This is a genomic window from Pseudomonas sp., from assembly GCF_017744435.1.
Taxonomy (GTDB): Bacteria; Pseudomonadota; Gammaproteobacteria; order Pseudomonadales; family Pseudomonadaceae; genus Aquipseudomonas.
Window position 1 is genome coordinate 1 of record NZ_JAGIBG010000039.1, and the last position, 14,097, is coordinate 14,097.

Consider the following 14,097-nt stretch of genomic DNA (forward strand, 5'->3'; position numbering starts at 1 on the left):
CGCCTATGTGATCGACAACAAAGGCGCGGTAACAGAGGGCGGGCTGGTTGTGTACGAGACCTTCGACGTGTTCAACGGTGCGGTGAAGGCCTGAAGATGAATTTACCCAGGCCACGCAAAGCCGCCTGACCCTCCGGCGCTGCCCGCCAGCGCCTTAACGCTTGTCGTGAAGCTCTGGCGGCCAAGCGGTGAAGAGCATGTACATACCTGGCCCACCTATCCAAGCCCAGTTGATGCTTGGCCAAACTACCGTCACAGCGATCCAGGCAACGATCAGCGTTATCCCAGCGCGCCGACGGCGCCTTGGAGTGAGCCACTCCTGAAAAGCCTTATGCCGCTCCCGCAACCCCATTACCACTCTCCTTGTTTGGTAAGCGGCGAAGCATATCACTCGGCGCTGCCCGCCAGCGCCTTCCCCTATTCAACGATAACGCCTCAGCGAAACGCTGACGCCATCATGGCCGGCGAAAGGGTCAAGCAGCTCAGCACCCTCTTCGATACTCCGCAGCACGCCCAGCAATTCATCGAGCTGGCCAAGAAAGCCGGCGCTTGCCGCGACCTCAAGATCCGCTGCAAGGCCGCCCTGCTCGACGAGAAGGGCAAGAAGATCCTCAGTCCCAAGACCAGAATGCCCGTCATTGGCTGGGCGGATTGGAAACCAGAAACTCACAAAGCAGCCTGACACGGAAATCACCATGACCACAGCAATCGACCTGTTCGCCGGCCTCGGCGGATGGAGCACCGGCGCACGCGCCGCAGGCGTCCAGGTTCTCTGGGCGGCAAACCACTGGCCAGAGGCAGTTAAGTGGCATGCGGCCAACCATAAGAACACCGAACACGTCTGCCAGGACCTCCAACAAGCGAACTGGGCGAAGGTCCCTCGCTCGGACATCGGCATCGCCTCTCCATGCTGCCAAGGATTCACCAACGCCCGCGGCAAGAAGAGCGAAAATCCGGAGCATGACGCATCGCGCTCCACAGCCTGGGCAGTTCCATCTGCTGCTGAGGTGCTGAAACAGGATGCCTGGGTAGTCGAGAACGTGCCCGAGTTCGTGAACTGGGTGCTCTACCCCAGCTGGGTAGATGCGATGCGGCGCCTGGGCTACCAGGTCGCGCCGCACATCGTAGATTGTGCCGACCTGGGCGTCCCGCAGCACCGTGTGCGCCTGTTCCTGATCTGCACCAAGAGCAAGGCACCGATTCAGCTGCAGCTGCAACAGTGCGAGCATGTGCCGGCCAGCAGCTTCCTCGACTTCGACGCTGGGCGCTGGTCGCCGATCGAAAAACCAGGCCGGGCCCAGGCCACGCTGGACCGGGTGCGCAACGGCCGCCAGCGTTTCGGCGATCGGTTCATCATGCCCTACTACGGCAAAGGCTCCGGCACCACCGGCCGCGACATCAACAGGCCGATAGGCACCATCACCACCCTGGACCGCTGGGCCTTGGTCGACGGCGATCGAATGCGAATGCTCAGCGCCAACGAAGCCTTGGCCGCGATGTCGTTCCCGGCTGACACCCTTCGCCCAGACAACCATCGGCTGACCATGCACATGGCCGGAAACGCGGTACCGCCGCTGGCCGGCCAACGAGTGATTGAAGCGCTGCTGAAAGCCGCATAACTAGCTCGGTGCGACCTGATGGAGCGAAAGACACTGCTCTTTAATCTTGGCGATTATTGTTTCCCCCGGCACGCAAAGGAACTCCTCGCCAGTCGTTGTAGTAGCGAGCGCACGAAGCGTCTTGATGTTGCTCTTCCAGTCAGCCCCTAATGATTCCGCCATCTTTGCAAACCACCGCTGATCATCTACCGAGAAAAGCCATTTATGTGCGACTCCCGACGCTTGAAGTGTCGGCAAGTCGTCGCTGAGCGCCCTATCAAACATCTGAATGAAGCTGCTCCTGGCTTTTTTCTTGCCAAAAACCCATCCAATAGAGTCCGGATGAAAGCTCCTATCGCCTGTGTTCACCAGCTTGAACACAATGTGCTCTGGATGATGTTCAGCTCCCGGCTCCGCCATGAGCATCAAGTTCACAGAGAGATCCGCGCTCCGTTTTCCAGTCTTCATCGAAAGATAGAGAGACACGACTACGGCACATATCGTCCCAGCGGCAGCGAACCAATTCGCGAAACCGTTGATGATGGCCCATTGATCAACTGTAAGCCCAAACACCCTGATACTCCATCAAGCCTAAATGGTTGCGAACTATAGCCGCGAGGTATTCCCATGCCCACAGAAAACCGATCCAGCAACCCAGGAGATGGCCGCCCCGACCCTTACTGGTCGTTTACCAGCGCAGAGACGCCCAAGCACGCTGAACGACCAGGCCTAGCGTGGACTGTGCAGAACGGAATCGAGAAAACCTGAAGGCTTGAGGTTCACATCAGGTTGCCATTACTCTCGAAGGTTAAGCCCCCACCAGGAAAGTGAGGGGCCGATCATCATGGGATGCGAAATGACTGAGACGAACCTAGAGAAGTACCGGAAGGACCTTGACGCTTTAGTCGGTGAAGCCCAATCCGTCCGCAACTCGCTTTACAACGAAGTCCAGCCCGAGGAGTTTCTGGACTGGGTACTGGCGGAGGTGGGAGGGGATGAGAAGTTGGCGGAAGAACATATCCGCCAGTTGAAGCCCTTCCGCGTCGCTTACCACCACTGGTACTCGGAAGCCGTTGTGGTCATAAAACAGCTGCTGCCGGACCGTCACGCAGACTTCGTCCGCCTGTACGAGCGGCCAAAGAATCGCCGAGAAATCACTCTCGACACCTACCGCATTGAGGACGCCTGCCAAGGTATCGCGCGGCCGAGGCCTAACGCCGCTACGATAGGCAAGAAAACAGCAATCTCGCTGATTACTCAACAGATTGCGATTCTCGAGTCAGTGAAACGCCGGTTCGAAAGCTCCCTCTTCGACATCAAACAACTGGTACAAGCCGACCTTTTTGACTCGGAATTGGACACGGCTCGAGGGCTGCTGAAGGCAGGGTTTGCGCGCGCTGCGGGCGCTATTGCCGGGGTGGTTTTGGAGGGGCATCTGAAGGAGGTCGCCGCTAAACACGGCCTACCCAAAACGCTGACGACCATAAACCCGCTCAACCATGCGCTGAAAGCAGCAGGGGTAATCGATCAGGCGCAGTCCCGTCACATCGAGTTTCTCGGCGATGTCCGTAACAACTGTGGCCACAAACGCGCCGCCGACCCCAAGGACGCCGACGTCCAAGACCTCATTGACGGCGTCGTGAAGGTCATCAAGACCGTCTTCTGATCTAATGGGGCTTATCTAGCCCCATTTCACCGTTCCTCCACAGCACCAGCCCGGCGTCAGTCGTTTGGCTTGCGCCTCCGCTCGCTCAGCAAAGCTCGCGAAAGCCGGTATGTAAGCCGCCCAAGACGAGCTTGATAGAGGAATTTTGGTCGATTTCACGGCCAAACATTGGGCACTGTGCGAGTTTGTCGAAGCTTCTCGTGATGTAACCGGGCTCGCGTAAAGAGCCGCCTGGTTACCAAAGCACGTTTGTTCTCCTACAAGCAGTAGCCCCCTCTCCCCTCTATTCACTGCCGCGATATGGCGGCCAAGGAATCGTCATGCCTGAAGAAATCAAGCTGATCCAGCCGGCGCCGGTCGTGCGCGACGAATACGGGATGTTCGAGCATCCCGACCTACCCGACTTCGACGAGGGCGACGGCGAGAAGTGCAAAGCCTGGATCGCGCAGCAGGGCCTGCAACTCGTCATGGTCTACCTAGAAACCGACGCGCCTGAAGAGGTCGCTGAGCGCTACTTCGAAGCCGGCGAGCCGCATTGCGGCTACTGGGAGCCAGGCAAGCCCGAGGGTGACGGCTGGTTCTGCCTAGCCATCCACGACACCGACGACGGCCCTGTGTGCTGGTGGGCGCGCCGCGAGGTGAAGCCATGAGCCGCAGCGGATACAGCGACGACTGCAGTGGTTGGGGCCTCATCTGCTGGCGGGGCGCTGTCGCGTCAGCCATCCGGGGCAAGCGTGGCCAGGCCTTCTTGGTCGAGCTGCGCGACGCCCTGGACGCCATGCCCGACAAGCGCCTGGTCACCGACACGCTGGAGGCCGATGGTCAGTTCTGCACCCTGGGTGCGCTCGGCGCTAAGCGCGGGCTCGACATGAGCCTGATCGACGCCCACGACCGCGAGAGCGTGGCACAGGCCTTCGGCATCGCTGAGGCACTGGCCGCCGAGATCGTTTTCGAGAACGATGAAAGCCCAGGTCAGTTCGTGCAGGACGATGTTGGGCGTTGGAAGCTGATTCGGGACACGCCCGAAAGCCGATGGCAGCGCATGCGCAACTGGGTCGAATCCCACATCCAGCAGGTGCAGCCATGACCCGCCTCGCCCTCTGCCTCCTGCTGCTGGCCACCGGCGCCAGCGCAACCGAGAACGTCATCGACGTGCAGCACGACAGCCAGCGCGGCGTCACCTGCTACCTGCTGAATGGGGTCGGCATCAGCTGCATCCCCGACAGCCAGCTGCAGGCCGGCAACCAGCGCCAGCTCTCCCCGCACGAAACACAACCCGAACCTACACCCGCACTGGCGCCTGGGCGCTGGATTGATGAGAGGTATCGCCTGTGAGCAAGAAGAAAACTCACTTTACCATCGTCTCCAGCACCGAGCTGGAGGAGTTGCGCCAAGACCGGGCCCGCCTCAACGCGCTGGAATCTTGCTGCTGGGATGTCAGCTTCGAAAGCCATTCGAACGGCATGGACGGCGACTACAGCATCGGAATCGAGATCATTGGCCACTACATGGGCAAGCCAAACCGGCGCGTGCTCGGCGAGAACTACAACGAGAACCTGCGCGCCGCCATCGACCAGGCGCTCACCGCTGAGGCATATCCGCCAGAGCGCCCGGAGTACGACCAGTATGGCAATCCCGAGCGGAGGCGCGCATGACCGACCTGATCGAAGTGAAGACGGCAGATCTGGCCGGCGAAGCGCTGGGGTGGGCTGTAGGCAAGGCTGAAGGCCTGGACGTGTTCCTGGTCCCGCCGCAGTACGGCAACCCCTGGCGGGTGTTCGCCCGGTACCAGGCCACGGCCACCGAGCACACCAAGCGCTACAACCCTTGGGAAGACTGGGCGCTGGGCGGCCCGCTATTCGACAAGCACTGCAAGGGCTTCGGCATGCTGCAGGATGGCACAGACTCCCGGTACCGAGCGTTCGCCTACAACCGGCCCACTGGATTCAGCCGCTTAGCCGGTGGTCCAACGATCCTCACCGCAGGCTGCAGGGCGATAGTGACCCTAAACACTGGCGATACGGCCCAGGTGCCGAAGGAGCTGATGCCATGTTCTTGATCCCACTCGCAGCACCACTGCTCATGGCCTATCTGGTATGGAAGGCGCCGCGATGAAGCTGATCTACCGCATCAACCGCTGGCTGCCATTTGGCGGCCTGCCCATCGCGCGCGTCCAGCACGGTAGCAACACCTGCACCCTCTACAAAAACGGCTGGGTGCTGATCAGCGACGGCAAGAGCACCGACGCTCTCCCGCTCAACTTCACCAGCCAGGCACTGGTCGACGCATTCGCGGCCGAACTCGCCTAACCCCTCCTCCCCCAATTCGACAACTCAAGCCCGCCGACATGCGCGGGCATGGAGAGCTATCGCCATGACGAAAGAAGAACTGGCAGCCCAGCTGACCGGCATTGAATACCCAACTCGCATCCCGGGCGCACTCATCGTCGCAGCACAGAGCTCCGGCCTGGTGATCCTCTGCGGAGCCAGCGACGACCTTATGGAGTTCTACGGCGCCCGCCGGGAAGAGATTGGCTGCTACGACGGAGGCTATGCCTACGTCGACCAGGATGGCCCACTTCCAGACCCTGACTGCCTCGACGATCACGACAGTGACGGGGCCATGAAGTACTACCAGCGCAAGGCCAATGCCATGCCTATCGAGGCCTGCTGGTGCAAGGAAGAAGGCTACAGCTGGACATACAAGACCGACATCCCGCACGCCACTTTCGAAGTGGTTGAGGATGGAGAGCCGTACTGCCGCGGCATCGTGTTCGCCCTGGCTGACCTGGCCTGACCACCAACCAGCCGCCACCGGCGGCGTGGAGACCATCCCATGGAAAATGAACGCTCCGGTGACGTCGATAAAGTCACCGAACAGCGAATGGCCGACCTGCTCGGCTGCACCAAGCGTGCCTTGGAGGGCCGGCGCCTACGTGGGGCAATCCCCGAGGGCGTCTGGATGAAGCACGGCGGCCGGATCATCTACAGCAAGAAGAGGTATGACGAATGGCTGGAAAGCCAATGGATTTACCCCCTGGCATCGACGTCCACTACGGCTCGCTCCGGCTCAGGTTCATGTGGGAAGGTACTCGCCGAAGTGAGACCCTTCCCTACCCCCCGACACAAAAAGGCATCAAGGCTGCATCCCAGCTTCGCGATAAAGTAAACAGTCTGATCAAGCTCAACCTCTTGGACCACGACAAATACGCGGAGCTGTTTCCCAGTTCCGCAGCCGTCGTGGGCGGTGTCCCAACGTTCGGCGAGTACGCCCAGCTGTGGCTGGACAGCCGTGAGATCGCAGCTGGCACCAGGCTCAACTACAAGGGCACCCTGAATCTGTACTGGGTGCCCCATCTAGCGTTTGTTCGCATTGATCTGATCACTTCGACGCTGCTGAGGCGGATTGTCGCCTCGATCACCTGGACATCACCATCGGTCAAGCGCAATGCAATGGTGAAGCTTTCGACCATCCTGCGTTCAGCGGTGCTTGACGGGCTGATCACGAGAAACCCCGCGGAAGCCATTCAACTGCCAGCGCGCTCCAGGAAGGAAGTTGATCCCTTCACATTGGACGAGGCAAACACGATCATCGCTGAGCTCTACAAGCACCCTCATTGGCCCAGCCAGATCTATGCCGCATTCTTCGAGTTCATGTTTTTCACTGGCCTGCGTCTGTCCGAAGGCCTGGCATTGAGATGGGATGCGGTCGACACGACCAAGAAGACCGCCCACGTGCGGAGAACCATCGCACTGGGGGTGGTTGAGGAAAGGACGAAGACGGGGAAGGATAGGTTTGTGCTGCTCAACGACAGGGCCTTGCACGCCTTGGAGTTCGCCAAGCAGTACGCAGAACGCCGCAGGCAGGGCAAAGGGCAATTCACCGAATCGTCGTTCGTCTTCCCGCCCGGGAAGAATGGGGAGCACGTCAAGCAGACGTCGGACCTGCACCACCAATGGCGGCCAATCCTGAAAGGTTTGGGGATCAGGTACCGCCCCCCGTATAACTGCCGCCACACCTATGCGACAATATGCTTAATGTCTGGTCTCAACCCCGCATTTATCGCCCAACAGCTCGGGCATAGCGTGCAGATGCTCTTATCGACTTATGCGCGCTGGATTAACTCGTCCAACGACTGGCAGGAGCTGGAAAAGCTCCAGATTGGTCCGAAATTGGTCCGTAGCTGCGAAGAAGCCACGTAAGTTATTGATAGGTAAGCTCCTTGATCTCCACCGCTAATATCACCATGCAGTTCGGCTCCAAGCCGCTGTTCGAAAACGTTTCGGTCAAATTCAACAACGGCAACCGCTACGGCCTGATCGGTGCCAACGGGTGCGGCAAGTCGACCTTCATGAAGATCCTCGGCGGCGACCTGGAGCCGTCCGGCGGCCAGGTCATGCTCGAGCCGAACACCCGCCTGGGTAAACTGCGCCAGGACCAGTTCGCCTACGAAGAATTCACCGTGATCGACACCGTGATCATGGGCCACGGCCAGCTGTGGAAGGTCAAGGCCGAGCGCGACCGCATCTACTCGCTGCCGGAAATGACCGAGGAAGACGGCATGGCCGTCGCCGAGCTGGAAACCGAGTTCGCCGAAATGGACGGCTACACCGCCGAATCCCGCGCCGGTGAACTGCTGCTGGGCCTGGGTATTCCGCTTGAACAGCACTTTGGCCCGATGAGCGAAGTGGCGCCGGGCTGGAAGCTGCGTGTGCTGCTGGCCCAGGCGCTGTTCTCGGACCCGGACGTGCTGCTGCTCGACGAGCCGACCAACCACCTGGACATCAACACCATCCGCTGGCTGGAAACCATCCTCACGGCGCGTAACAGCACCATGATCATCATTTCCCACGACCGGCACTTCCTCAACAGCGTGTGCACGCACATGGCCGACCTGGACTACGGTGAGCTGCGCCTGTTCCCGGGCAACTACGACGAATACATGACCGCGGCCACCCAGTCGCGCGAGCAGCTGCTGTCGGACAACGCCAAGAAGAAAGCCCAGATCGCCGAGCTGCAGACCTTCGTCAGCCGCTTCTCGGCCAACGCCTCCAAGGCCAAGCAGGCCACTTCGCGTGCCAAGCAGATCGACAAGATCCAGCTGGCCGAGGTCAAGCCTTCGAGCCGTGTCAGCCCGTTCATTCGTTTCGAGCAGACCAAGAAGCTGCACCGCCAGGCGGTGGTCGTCGAGAAGATGGCGAAAGCCTTCGATGACAAGGTGCTGTTCAAGAACTTCGACATCACCGTCGAAGCCGGCGAGCGCGTAGCGATCATCGGCCCCAACGGTATCGGCAAGACCACCCTGCTGCGCACCCTGGTCGGCGAGATGACCCCGGATGCCGGTTCCGTGAAGTGGACCGACAGCGCCGAAGTGGGCTACTACGCCCAGGACCACGCCCACGACTTCGAAGACGACATGACCCTGTTCGACTGGATGGGCCAGTGGACCAGCGGCGAGCAGGTGATCCGCGGCACCCTGGGGCGCATGCTGTTCTCCAACGACGAGATTCTCAAGTCGGTGAAGGTGATTTCCGGTGGTGAGCAAGGTCGCATGCTGTTCGGCAAGCTGATCCTGCAGAAGCCGAACGTACTGGTGATGGACGAACCGACCAACCACCTGGACATGGAATCGATCGAAGCGCTGAACCTGGCGCTGGAAAACTACCCGGGCACCCTGCTGTTCGTCAGCCATGACCGCGAGTTCGTGTCGTCGCTGGCGACCCGCATCATCGAGCTGAGCGCTGATGGTGTGGTGGACTTCAGCGGCACCTATGACGATTACCTGCGTAGCCAGGGCGTCGTGGTCTGAGGTAGCTGAGCTGGCCTGGTCGCCTTTGGGTGGCTGGGCCGGCCTCTTCGCGGCGGTTCGACGCCTCGATAAACCCACTCCCACAGGGATGTGCACTGCCCTTGAGTACAGTGCGGTCCCTGTGGGAGCGGGTTTACCCGCGAAGAATCCGCCGCCAATCCCACAGGCTGGCACTCCCCGATGAATAATTCGTTAGCCTGCTTTCATTTACTTCGCGCAGCGGCCATGATTAGGGCACGCCCAACCGCCCGCCCGCGAAAGAGCCCATGACCGCGCAACAGCCCGCCCCTGCCAGCAGTACCTTCAGTATTACCCTGCAGATCCTCTCGATCGTCTTCTACACCTTCATTGCCTTCCTCTGCATCGGCCTGCCGATCGCGGTGCTGCCCAGCTATGTGCACGACCAGCTTGGCTTCGGGGCGGTGATTGCAGGGGTGACTATCGGCCTGCAGTACCTTTCCACCCTGCTCAGCCGCCCTTTCGCCGGGCGCGTGGCCGATACCCTGGGGGGCAAGAAGGCGATTGGCTATGGCCTGCTGGGCATCGCCGGTTGCGGGGTGCTGACGCTGCTCTCGGCCTGGTCGCTGCAGGTGCCGCTGCTGAGCCTGGCCCTGCTGCTCGGCGGCCGTGTGCTGCTGGGCCTGGCGCAGGGGCTGATCGGCGTCGCCACCTTGAGCTGGGGCATCAGCCAGGTGGGACCGGAACACACGGCGCGGGTGATCTCGTGGAATGGCATCGCCTCGTACGGCGCAATCGCCATCGGTGCGCCGGTCGGTGTACTGGCGGTGGCCGGCCTGGATTTCAGCGTGCTCGGCCCGGCCTTGCTGGTGCTGGCGTTAGTGGCCTTGCTGGTGCTGCGCAAACGCCCGGAGGTCGTGGTGACGCGCGGCGAGCGGCTGCCGTTCTGGTCGGCCTTCGGCCGCGTCGCACCCTGTGGCCTGGGGCTGACATTGGCGTCAATCGGCTATGGCACCCTGACCACCTTCGTCACCCTTTATTACCTGGAGCGTGGCTGGGTCGGTGCGGCCTGGTGCCTGAGCGCCTTCGGCCTGTGCTTCATCATTTCGCGGCTGTTGTTCGTCAATGCGGTCAACCGCTTTGGTGGCTACAACGTGGCCATGGCCTGCATGGCCACCGAAGTGCTCGGCCTGAGCCTGCTGTGGCTGGCGCCCTCGCCGCCCTGGGCGCTGGTCGGGGCCGGCCTGACCGGCTTCGGCCTGTCGCTGGTGTACCCGGCACTGGGCGTCGAAGCGATCAAGCAAGTGCCGAGCAGCAGCCGTGGTGCGGGGCTTGGGGCCTATGCGGTGTTCTTCGACATGGCACTGGCCATCGCCGGCCCGGTGATGGGCGCGGTGGCGATGCACCTGGGTTATGCCTCTATTTTCTGCGTCGCGGCCCTGTTGGCCTTGGCCGGGGTCGGCCTGACGCTGCTACTGGCGCGGCGCAGTCGTCGCGGCTGAACGCTCGGCAGGTTGAGGCGCACCCAGGGCCTGGGTGAAGAATGCTGCCGTATCGCGCTGCAACGAATGGTGAATGTGGCGCCGGTCGACACCGTCGGCGTCCTTGCACAGCGCCGGCATGCGCGCATGCTGCTCATCGTCGCAGCGAGCCATGAACACGAAGTGACCGGCCCCGGCCAGCAAGCGGTAGTCCGGGGTGATCGGCAACTTGCGCGCCAGTTCCTCGGCATTGCGGTCCACCGCTACCAGCTGGTCACTGTCGCCGCTGTAGATCAGCGCAGGCACCTTCACCCCGGCCAGGGCATGGCGGCCGAACATCAGGCTCAACGGTGCCATCAGCATCACCGCGCCGACCCGTGAGTCGGCCTTGGGCGCCAGCTCGCTGCGGTCGGCAATCAGCACGCCATGGGTCTTGCAGGCATCGGCATCACCTGGGCGCTCAAGGCAATAACGGCGCAGGCGGTCCAGGTCAGGTTGGGCGCCAGACAGGATCAACGCGGTTTCACCGCCGGCCGAATAGCCGATCACACCGACCTTGCCGTCATTCAGGTAAGGGCCAAGCAACGCGTCTTCGCGGGCGGACGTGATGGCCTCGCTGACCTGCAAGGGGCGACCATAAAGATTGCTCAGCGTGCCCAGGCGGCTGTGGTCCCGGGCATTGTCGCCCGGGTGCACCACCGCCACCACGACAAAGCCCTGGCGGGCCAGGGAGGTGGCCAGGTAATGCAACGCCAGTGGGCTGCCGGTGTTGCCGTGGGACAGCACCAGCAGCGGAAACTGCCCGAGCGCTACCGGGGCCTCTTCGGCAACGTCGATGGGGTAGCCGTCGATGCGGATATTGCGCGGTGTGCCATGGGATGGATAGAACGCCAGGGCCTGCATCGGCCTGGCGTCGACCGGGTCGTCAAGGGTCATGTGATGCAGACCGGCCACCCACGGGGAGGCCTCGGCATGGGCCAACAGGCCACCGAGCAGCAATGCCAGCAAACAGCGGGGAGTGTTCATCGGTCAGCTATCGCGCAGCAGGCATCAGGATAGCGTCAGCATAGATCCGGCCTTACCACCGGCAGATGAAAACTGGATGAAAAAAACGGCTGGCGCACGGGGCGCCAGCCGTTTTTTTTGTCGCCGGCGATCAGGCCGCAGCGAACAGCTCGTTGGCAATCTGCGCCTGGGCGGCGTCGATGGCCTGGGTACGGTGTTCTGGGCCATAGGCCAGGCCGTGGGCACGGACCACTTCCAGGTCGGTGATGCCGATAAAGCCGAGGAACACCTTGAGGAAGTCTTCATGACCAACACCGGTCGGCTGGCCAGCGTGCAGGCCACCGGCGGTGGAGACCAGCACCACTTTCTTGTTGCCGCACAGGCCTTCCGGGCCGGCTTCGGTGTAACGGAAGGTCTTGCCGGCGACGGCCACGCGGTCGATCCACGCCTTGAGCTGGGTCGGCACGCTGAAGTTGTACATCGGCGCGCCAATCACCACGGCGTCGGCGGCGAGGAATTCTTCCAGGGTTTCGGCGCTCAGCTTGGCTTCGAAGGCCTGGGCGGCGTCACGGGCTTCTTCCGGGGTGCCGGCAGCCACCAGGGTGGCGGACGAGAAGTGGGCGATGGCGTCGGCAGCCAGGTCACGGTAGACCACTTCGATGCTTGGATCTGCGGCTTGCCAGGCTTCGACCACTTCGCGGCTCAGTTGGCGAGAGGCGGAATTGTCGCCCAGGATGCTCGAATCGATATGCAACAGTTTCATGGGACTCTCCTGTGAATGAAGACCGCGGCGGTGGGCGATCACGATGGAGAGAATCCTACCGGGATGCCGAATGGCTGAAAAGTCAGTAAAAATGCGTTAGTTTGTCCCACAGGTAGAACAGTGAGACAGCCCCATGCAAGACCTCAATGACCTCTTCTATTTTGCCCAGGTGGTCGAAGCCGGCGGTTTTGCTGCGGCCGGCCGCCAATTGGGCATTCCCAAGTCGCGCCTGTCGCGGCGCATTGCCGAACTGGAAGAGCGCCTTGGCACCCGCCTGCTGCAACGCACGACGCGCCAGCTCAAACTGACTGCCGTCGGTGAGCGCTACCTGCACCATTGCCAGGCCATGCTGCTGGAGGCCGAGGCTGCCGACGAGGTAGTGGCGAGCATGAGCAGCGAACCGCGCGGCCGCCTGCGCGTGTCGTGCCCGGTAGCCCTGGCCCATGCGTTCCTGCCGGAAGTGATCAGCCGTTTCCTCGAACAGTACCCGCAGGTGCAGCTGGACATGGTCCTGCTCAATCGCCGTGTCGACCTGATTTCCGAAGGCATCGACGTCGCCCTGCGCGTACGCGACCTGGGCGATGAAGACCCGGCACTGGTGACCCGCAGGCTGCGCCAGGCGCAGATGCAGCTGGTGGCAGCCCCCGGCTTTGCCGACCATATCCGCGAGCCCTCCGAGTTGGCCACGCTCCCAGTGCTGGGCGCCGCCGAAGCCGACCGGCTGGTGCACTTCCGCTTGCACGGGCCCAATGGCCGTCAGCAGGAAATCGCCCTGGAGCCACGCTTGGCCATTGACGATTTTGTCGTGCGCAACGCCGCCGTGCGCGCCGGGTTGGGCTTTACCGCCCTGCCCAGCATGTTCTGCGAAGAGGAACTGGAACGCGGCGAGCTGGTGAAGCTGCTGCCGGACTGGTCGTTGCCAGGCGGCTACCTGCAGGCGGTCTACCCTCATCGACGTGGCTTGTTGCCAGCCGTGCGGGCATGGATAGATCACCTGGCGGCATCGTTCGAAGCGTGCGGGGAGCGTTATGTCTAAGCAAAAAATGACCGAAGAACAGGTGGCGGCCTATTGCCTGAGCCTGCCGGGCGCGCGGGAAGACTACAAATGGGGCGGCATCCGGGTGTTTTCCGTGGCCGGCAACAAGATGTTCGCGGTGCTCGACCTGGCCGGAGCGGGGCTGTCGTTCAAGGTCGCCGACGAGCTGTTTCTGGGCTATTGCGACCGGCCCGGCGTGCGGCCGGCGCCTTATCTGGCGCGGGCGAAGTGGATCAGCATGACGCCACCCTACCCCATGGGCCGGGATGAACTGTGCGACCTGCTGCAGCGCTCGCACCAGCTGGTGGTGCGACGGCTGCCAAAACGGCTGCAGGCAGGCCTGCTGAGCTGATCAGTTGAACGGCAGGAATCGGCTACCCAGGAACAGGTAGTCGAGCCAGAACACCTGGTGCAGCAGCACGATGCCCCAGAACACCAGTTGGTAAGACAGTTTGCGTGTCTTGTGCCGGAACAGCTGCTGGGCAACCAGCGCGCCGGGCCAGCCCCCCAGCAACTCGCTGGCATGCAGCACCTTTTCTGGCGTGCGCCAGGTATTGCCCTGGGCCTGGCGCTTGTCCTGCCAGTACAGCAGCAGGCTGATCAGGCTGACCAGCGGGTACAACGCCAGCGGCACCCAGGTCTGCCCGCTCCAGCCCATCTGTACCGCGCCAAGCACCGGCAACAGGCACAACACCCCCAGCAGCAACAGCTTCAGGCGCGCATTGCGCACACCTGCTGTGCGTTCGGCGCCGCGTGGCGCCGTGTTCTGTGCCCGTGCCAT

At 62.1% G+C, this 14,097-nt stretch carries 19 protein-coding genes; 15 read left to right on the forward strand and 4 right to left on the reverse strand.

Features of this window, described 5'->3' with window-relative positions:
* Positions 1-457 precede the first annotated feature (457 nt).
* Together J7573_RS22085 and J7573_RS22090 are read left to right on the forward strand one after the other, a co-directional pair.
* A complete protein-coding gene (locus tag J7573_RS22085; RefSeq protein WP_294340352.1) occupies positions 458-682 on the forward strand; it encodes a hypothetical protein in 225 nt (74 codons plus the stop codon).
* A gap of 13 nt (positions 683-695) precedes the next feature.
* Positions 696-1,619 (forward strand): DNA cytosine methyltransferase, encoded by a 924-nt coding sequence (locus tag J7573_RS22090; RefSeq protein WP_294340354.1) that lies wholly within the window; start codon positions 696-698, stop codon positions 1,617-1,619.
* On the opposite strand, the gene J7573_RS22095 is transcribed toward J7573_RS22090, so the two are convergent.
* Positions 1,620-2,033 (reverse strand): hypothetical protein, encoded by a 414-nt coding sequence (locus J7573_RS22095; protein ID WP_294340356.1) that lies wholly within the window; start codon positions 2,031-2,033, stop codon positions 1,620-1,622.
* 421 nt (positions 2,034-2,454) lie between these two features.
* Between J7573_RS22095 and J7573_RS22100 the strand changes: the two genes are divergently transcribed.
* The 11 genes from J7573_RS22100 to J7573_RS22150 all read left to right on the forward strand — a co-directional run bounded on the left by J7573_RS22100 (position 2,455) and on the right by J7573_RS22150 (position 10,533).
* Positions 2,455-3,264, forward strand: a complete 810-nt coding sequence (locus J7573_RS22100; protein ID WP_294340357.1) for a hypothetical protein — start codon at positions 2,455-2,457, stop codon at positions 3,262-3,264.
* A 320-nt stretch (positions 3,265-3,584) separates the two neighbouring features.
* Complete coding sequence (locus tag J7573_RS22105) at positions 3,585-3,914, forward strand: hypothetical protein (protein ID WP_294340359.1); 330 nt, start codon at positions 3,585-3,587, stop codon at positions 3,912-3,914.
* Entirely contained in the window at positions 3,911-4,351 is a 441-nt protein-coding gene (locus J7573_RS22110; protein WP_294340361.1) for a hypothetical protein, read from the forward strand. The genes J7573_RS22105 and J7573_RS22110 overlap by 4 nt, the downstream gene beginning before the upstream one ends.
* Complete coding sequence (locus tag J7573_RS22115; protein ID WP_294340362.1) at positions 4,348-4,599, forward strand: hypothetical protein; 252 nt, start codon at positions 4,348-4,350, stop codon at positions 4,597-4,599. Before J7573_RS22110 ends, J7573_RS22115 begins: the two co-directional genes overlap by 4 nt.
* Entirely contained in the window at positions 4,596-4,919 is a 324-nt protein-coding gene (locus tag J7573_RS22120) for a hypothetical protein (protein ID WP_294340364.1), read from the forward strand. Before J7573_RS22115 ends, J7573_RS22120 begins: the two co-directional genes overlap by 4 nt.
* Entirely contained in the window at positions 4,916-5,323 is a 408-nt protein-coding gene (locus J7573_RS22125) for a DUF2591 domain-containing protein (protein WP_294340365.1), read from the forward strand. Before J7573_RS22120 ends, J7573_RS22125 begins: the two co-directional genes overlap by 4 nt.
* Before the next feature lie 52 nt (positions 5,324-5,375).
* A complete protein-coding gene (locus J7573_RS22130) occupies positions 5,376-5,573 on the forward strand; it encodes a hypothetical protein (protein WP_294340367.1) in 198 nt (65 codons plus the stop codon).
* 64 nt (positions 5,574-5,637) lie between these two features.
* The gene (locus tag J7573_RS22135) at positions 5,638-6,060 is read left to right on the forward strand and encodes a hypothetical protein (protein ID WP_294340368.1); all 423 of its coding nucleotides are present in this window, start codon (positions 5,638-5,640) and stop codon (positions 6,058-6,060) included.
* Between the two features lie 212 nt (positions 6,061-6,272).
* Positions 6,273-7,466, forward strand: coding sequence for a site-specific integrase (locus tag J7573_RS22140; RefSeq protein WP_294340369.1), 1,194 nt, complete (start codon positions 6,273-6,275; stop codon positions 7,464-7,466).
* 20 nt (positions 7,467-7,486) lie between these two features.
* The gene (locus J7573_RS22145; RefSeq protein ID WP_027919182.1) at positions 7,487-9,073 is read left to right on the forward strand and encodes an ABC-F family ATPase; all 1,587 of its coding nucleotides are present in this window, start codon (positions 7,487-7,489) and stop codon (positions 9,071-9,073) included.
* A gap of 266 nt (positions 9,074-9,339) precedes the next feature.
* Complete coding sequence (locus J7573_RS22150) at positions 9,340-10,533, forward strand: MFS transporter (RefSeq protein ID WP_294340372.1); 1,194 nt, start codon at positions 9,340-9,342, stop codon at positions 10,531-10,533.
* On the opposite strand, the gene J7573_RS22155 is transcribed toward J7573_RS22150, so the two are convergent.
* Positions 10,504-11,538 carry a dienelactone hydrolase gene (locus tag J7573_RS22155; RefSeq protein WP_294340373.1) on the reverse strand — a complete coding sequence of 345 codons (1,035 nt, stop codon included), beginning with the start codon at positions 11,536-11,538 and terminating at the stop codon, positions 10,504-10,506. The genes J7573_RS22150 and J7573_RS22155 overlap by 30 nt on opposite strands.
* A 130-nt stretch (positions 11,539-11,668) precedes the next feature.
* A complete protein-coding gene (locus J7573_RS22160; protein ID WP_294340374.1) occupies positions 11,669-12,280 on the reverse strand; it encodes an FMN-dependent NADH-azoreductase in 612 nt (203 codons plus the stop codon).
* Positions 12,281-12,413: 133 nt separating this feature from the next.
* Between J7573_RS22160 and J7573_RS22165 the strand changes: the two genes are divergently transcribed.
* Both J7573_RS22165 and J7573_RS22170 read left to right on the forward strand, forming a co-directional pair.
* Entirely contained in the window at positions 12,414-13,316 is a 903-nt protein-coding gene (locus tag J7573_RS22165) for a LysR substrate-binding domain-containing protein (protein ID WP_103447234.1), read from the forward strand.
* Positions 13,309-13,668 (forward strand): MmcQ/YjbR family DNA-binding protein, encoded by a 360-nt coding sequence (locus tag J7573_RS22170; protein WP_294340375.1) that lies wholly within the window; start codon positions 13,309-13,311, stop codon positions 13,666-13,668. Before J7573_RS22165 ends, J7573_RS22170 begins: the two co-directional genes overlap by 8 nt.
* On the opposite strand, the gene J7573_RS22175 is transcribed toward J7573_RS22170, so the two are convergent.
* The gene (locus J7573_RS22175; protein WP_294340376.1) at positions 13,669-14,097 is read right to left on the reverse strand and encodes a DUF1294 domain-containing protein; all 429 of its coding nucleotides are present in this window, start codon (positions 14,095-14,097) and stop codon (positions 13,669-13,671) included.

Bases quoted from the DNA above. Each gene is read 5' to 3' on its own strand.
- J7573_RS22085 (WP_294340352.1), top strand. From the start codon at position 458: ATGGCCGGCGAAAGGGTCAAGCAGCTCAGCACCCTCTTCGATACTCCG.
- J7573_RS22090 (WP_294340354.1), top strand. From the start codon at position 696: ATGACCACAGCAATCGACCTGTTCGCCGGCCTCGGCGGATGGAGCACC.
- J7573_RS22100 (WP_294340357.1), top strand. From the start codon at position 2,455: ATGACTGAGACGAACCTAGAGAAGTACCGGAAGGACCTTGACGCTTTA.
- J7573_RS22105 (WP_294340359.1), top strand. From the start codon at position 3,585: ATGCCTGAAGAAATCAAGCTGATCCAGCCGGCGCCGGTCGTGCGCGAC.
- J7573_RS22110 (WP_294340361.1), top strand. From the start codon at position 3,911: ATGAGCCGCAGCGGATACAGCGACGACTGCAGTGGTTGGGGCCTCATC.
- J7573_RS22115 (WP_294340362.1), top strand. From the start codon at position 4,348: ATGACCCGCCTCGCCCTCTGCCTCCTGCTGCTGGCCACCGGCGCCAGC.
- J7573_RS22125 (WP_294340365.1), top strand. From the start codon at position 4,916: ATGACCGACCTGATCGAAGTGAAGACGGCAGATCTGGCCGGCGAAGCG.
- J7573_RS22130 (WP_294340367.1), top strand. From the start codon at position 5,376: ATGAAGCTGATCTACCGCATCAACCGCTGGCTGCCATTTGGCGGCCTG.
- J7573_RS22135 (WP_294340368.1), top strand. From the start codon at position 5,638: ATGACGAAAGAAGAACTGGCAGCCCAGCTGACCGGCATTGAATACCCA.
- J7573_RS22140 (WP_294340369.1), top strand. From the start codon at position 6,273: ATGGCTGGAAAGCCAATGGATTTACCCCCTGGCATCGACGTCCACTAC.
- J7573_RS22150 (WP_294340372.1), top strand. From the start codon at position 9,340: ATGACCGCGCAACAGCCCGCCCCTGCCAGCAGTACCTTCAGTATTACC.
- J7573_RS22155 (WP_294340373.1), bottom strand. From the start codon at position 11,538: ATGAACACTCCCCGCTGTTTGCTGGCATTGCTGCTCGGTGGCCTGTTG.
- J7573_RS22160 (WP_294340374.1), bottom strand. From the start codon at position 12,280: ATGAAACTGTTGCATATCGATTCGAGCATCCTGGGCGACAATTCCGCC.
- J7573_RS22165 (WP_103447234.1), top strand. From the start codon at position 12,414: ATGCAAGACCTCAATGACCTCTTCTATTTTGCCCAGGTGGTCGAAGCC.
- J7573_RS22170 (WP_294340375.1), top strand. From the start codon at position 13,309: ATGTCTAAGCAAAAAATGACCGAAGAACAGGTGGCGGCCTATTGCCTG.
- J7573_RS22175 (WP_294340376.1), bottom strand. From the start codon at position 14,097: ATGGCACGGGCACAGAACACGGCGCCACGCGGCGCCGAACGCACAGCA.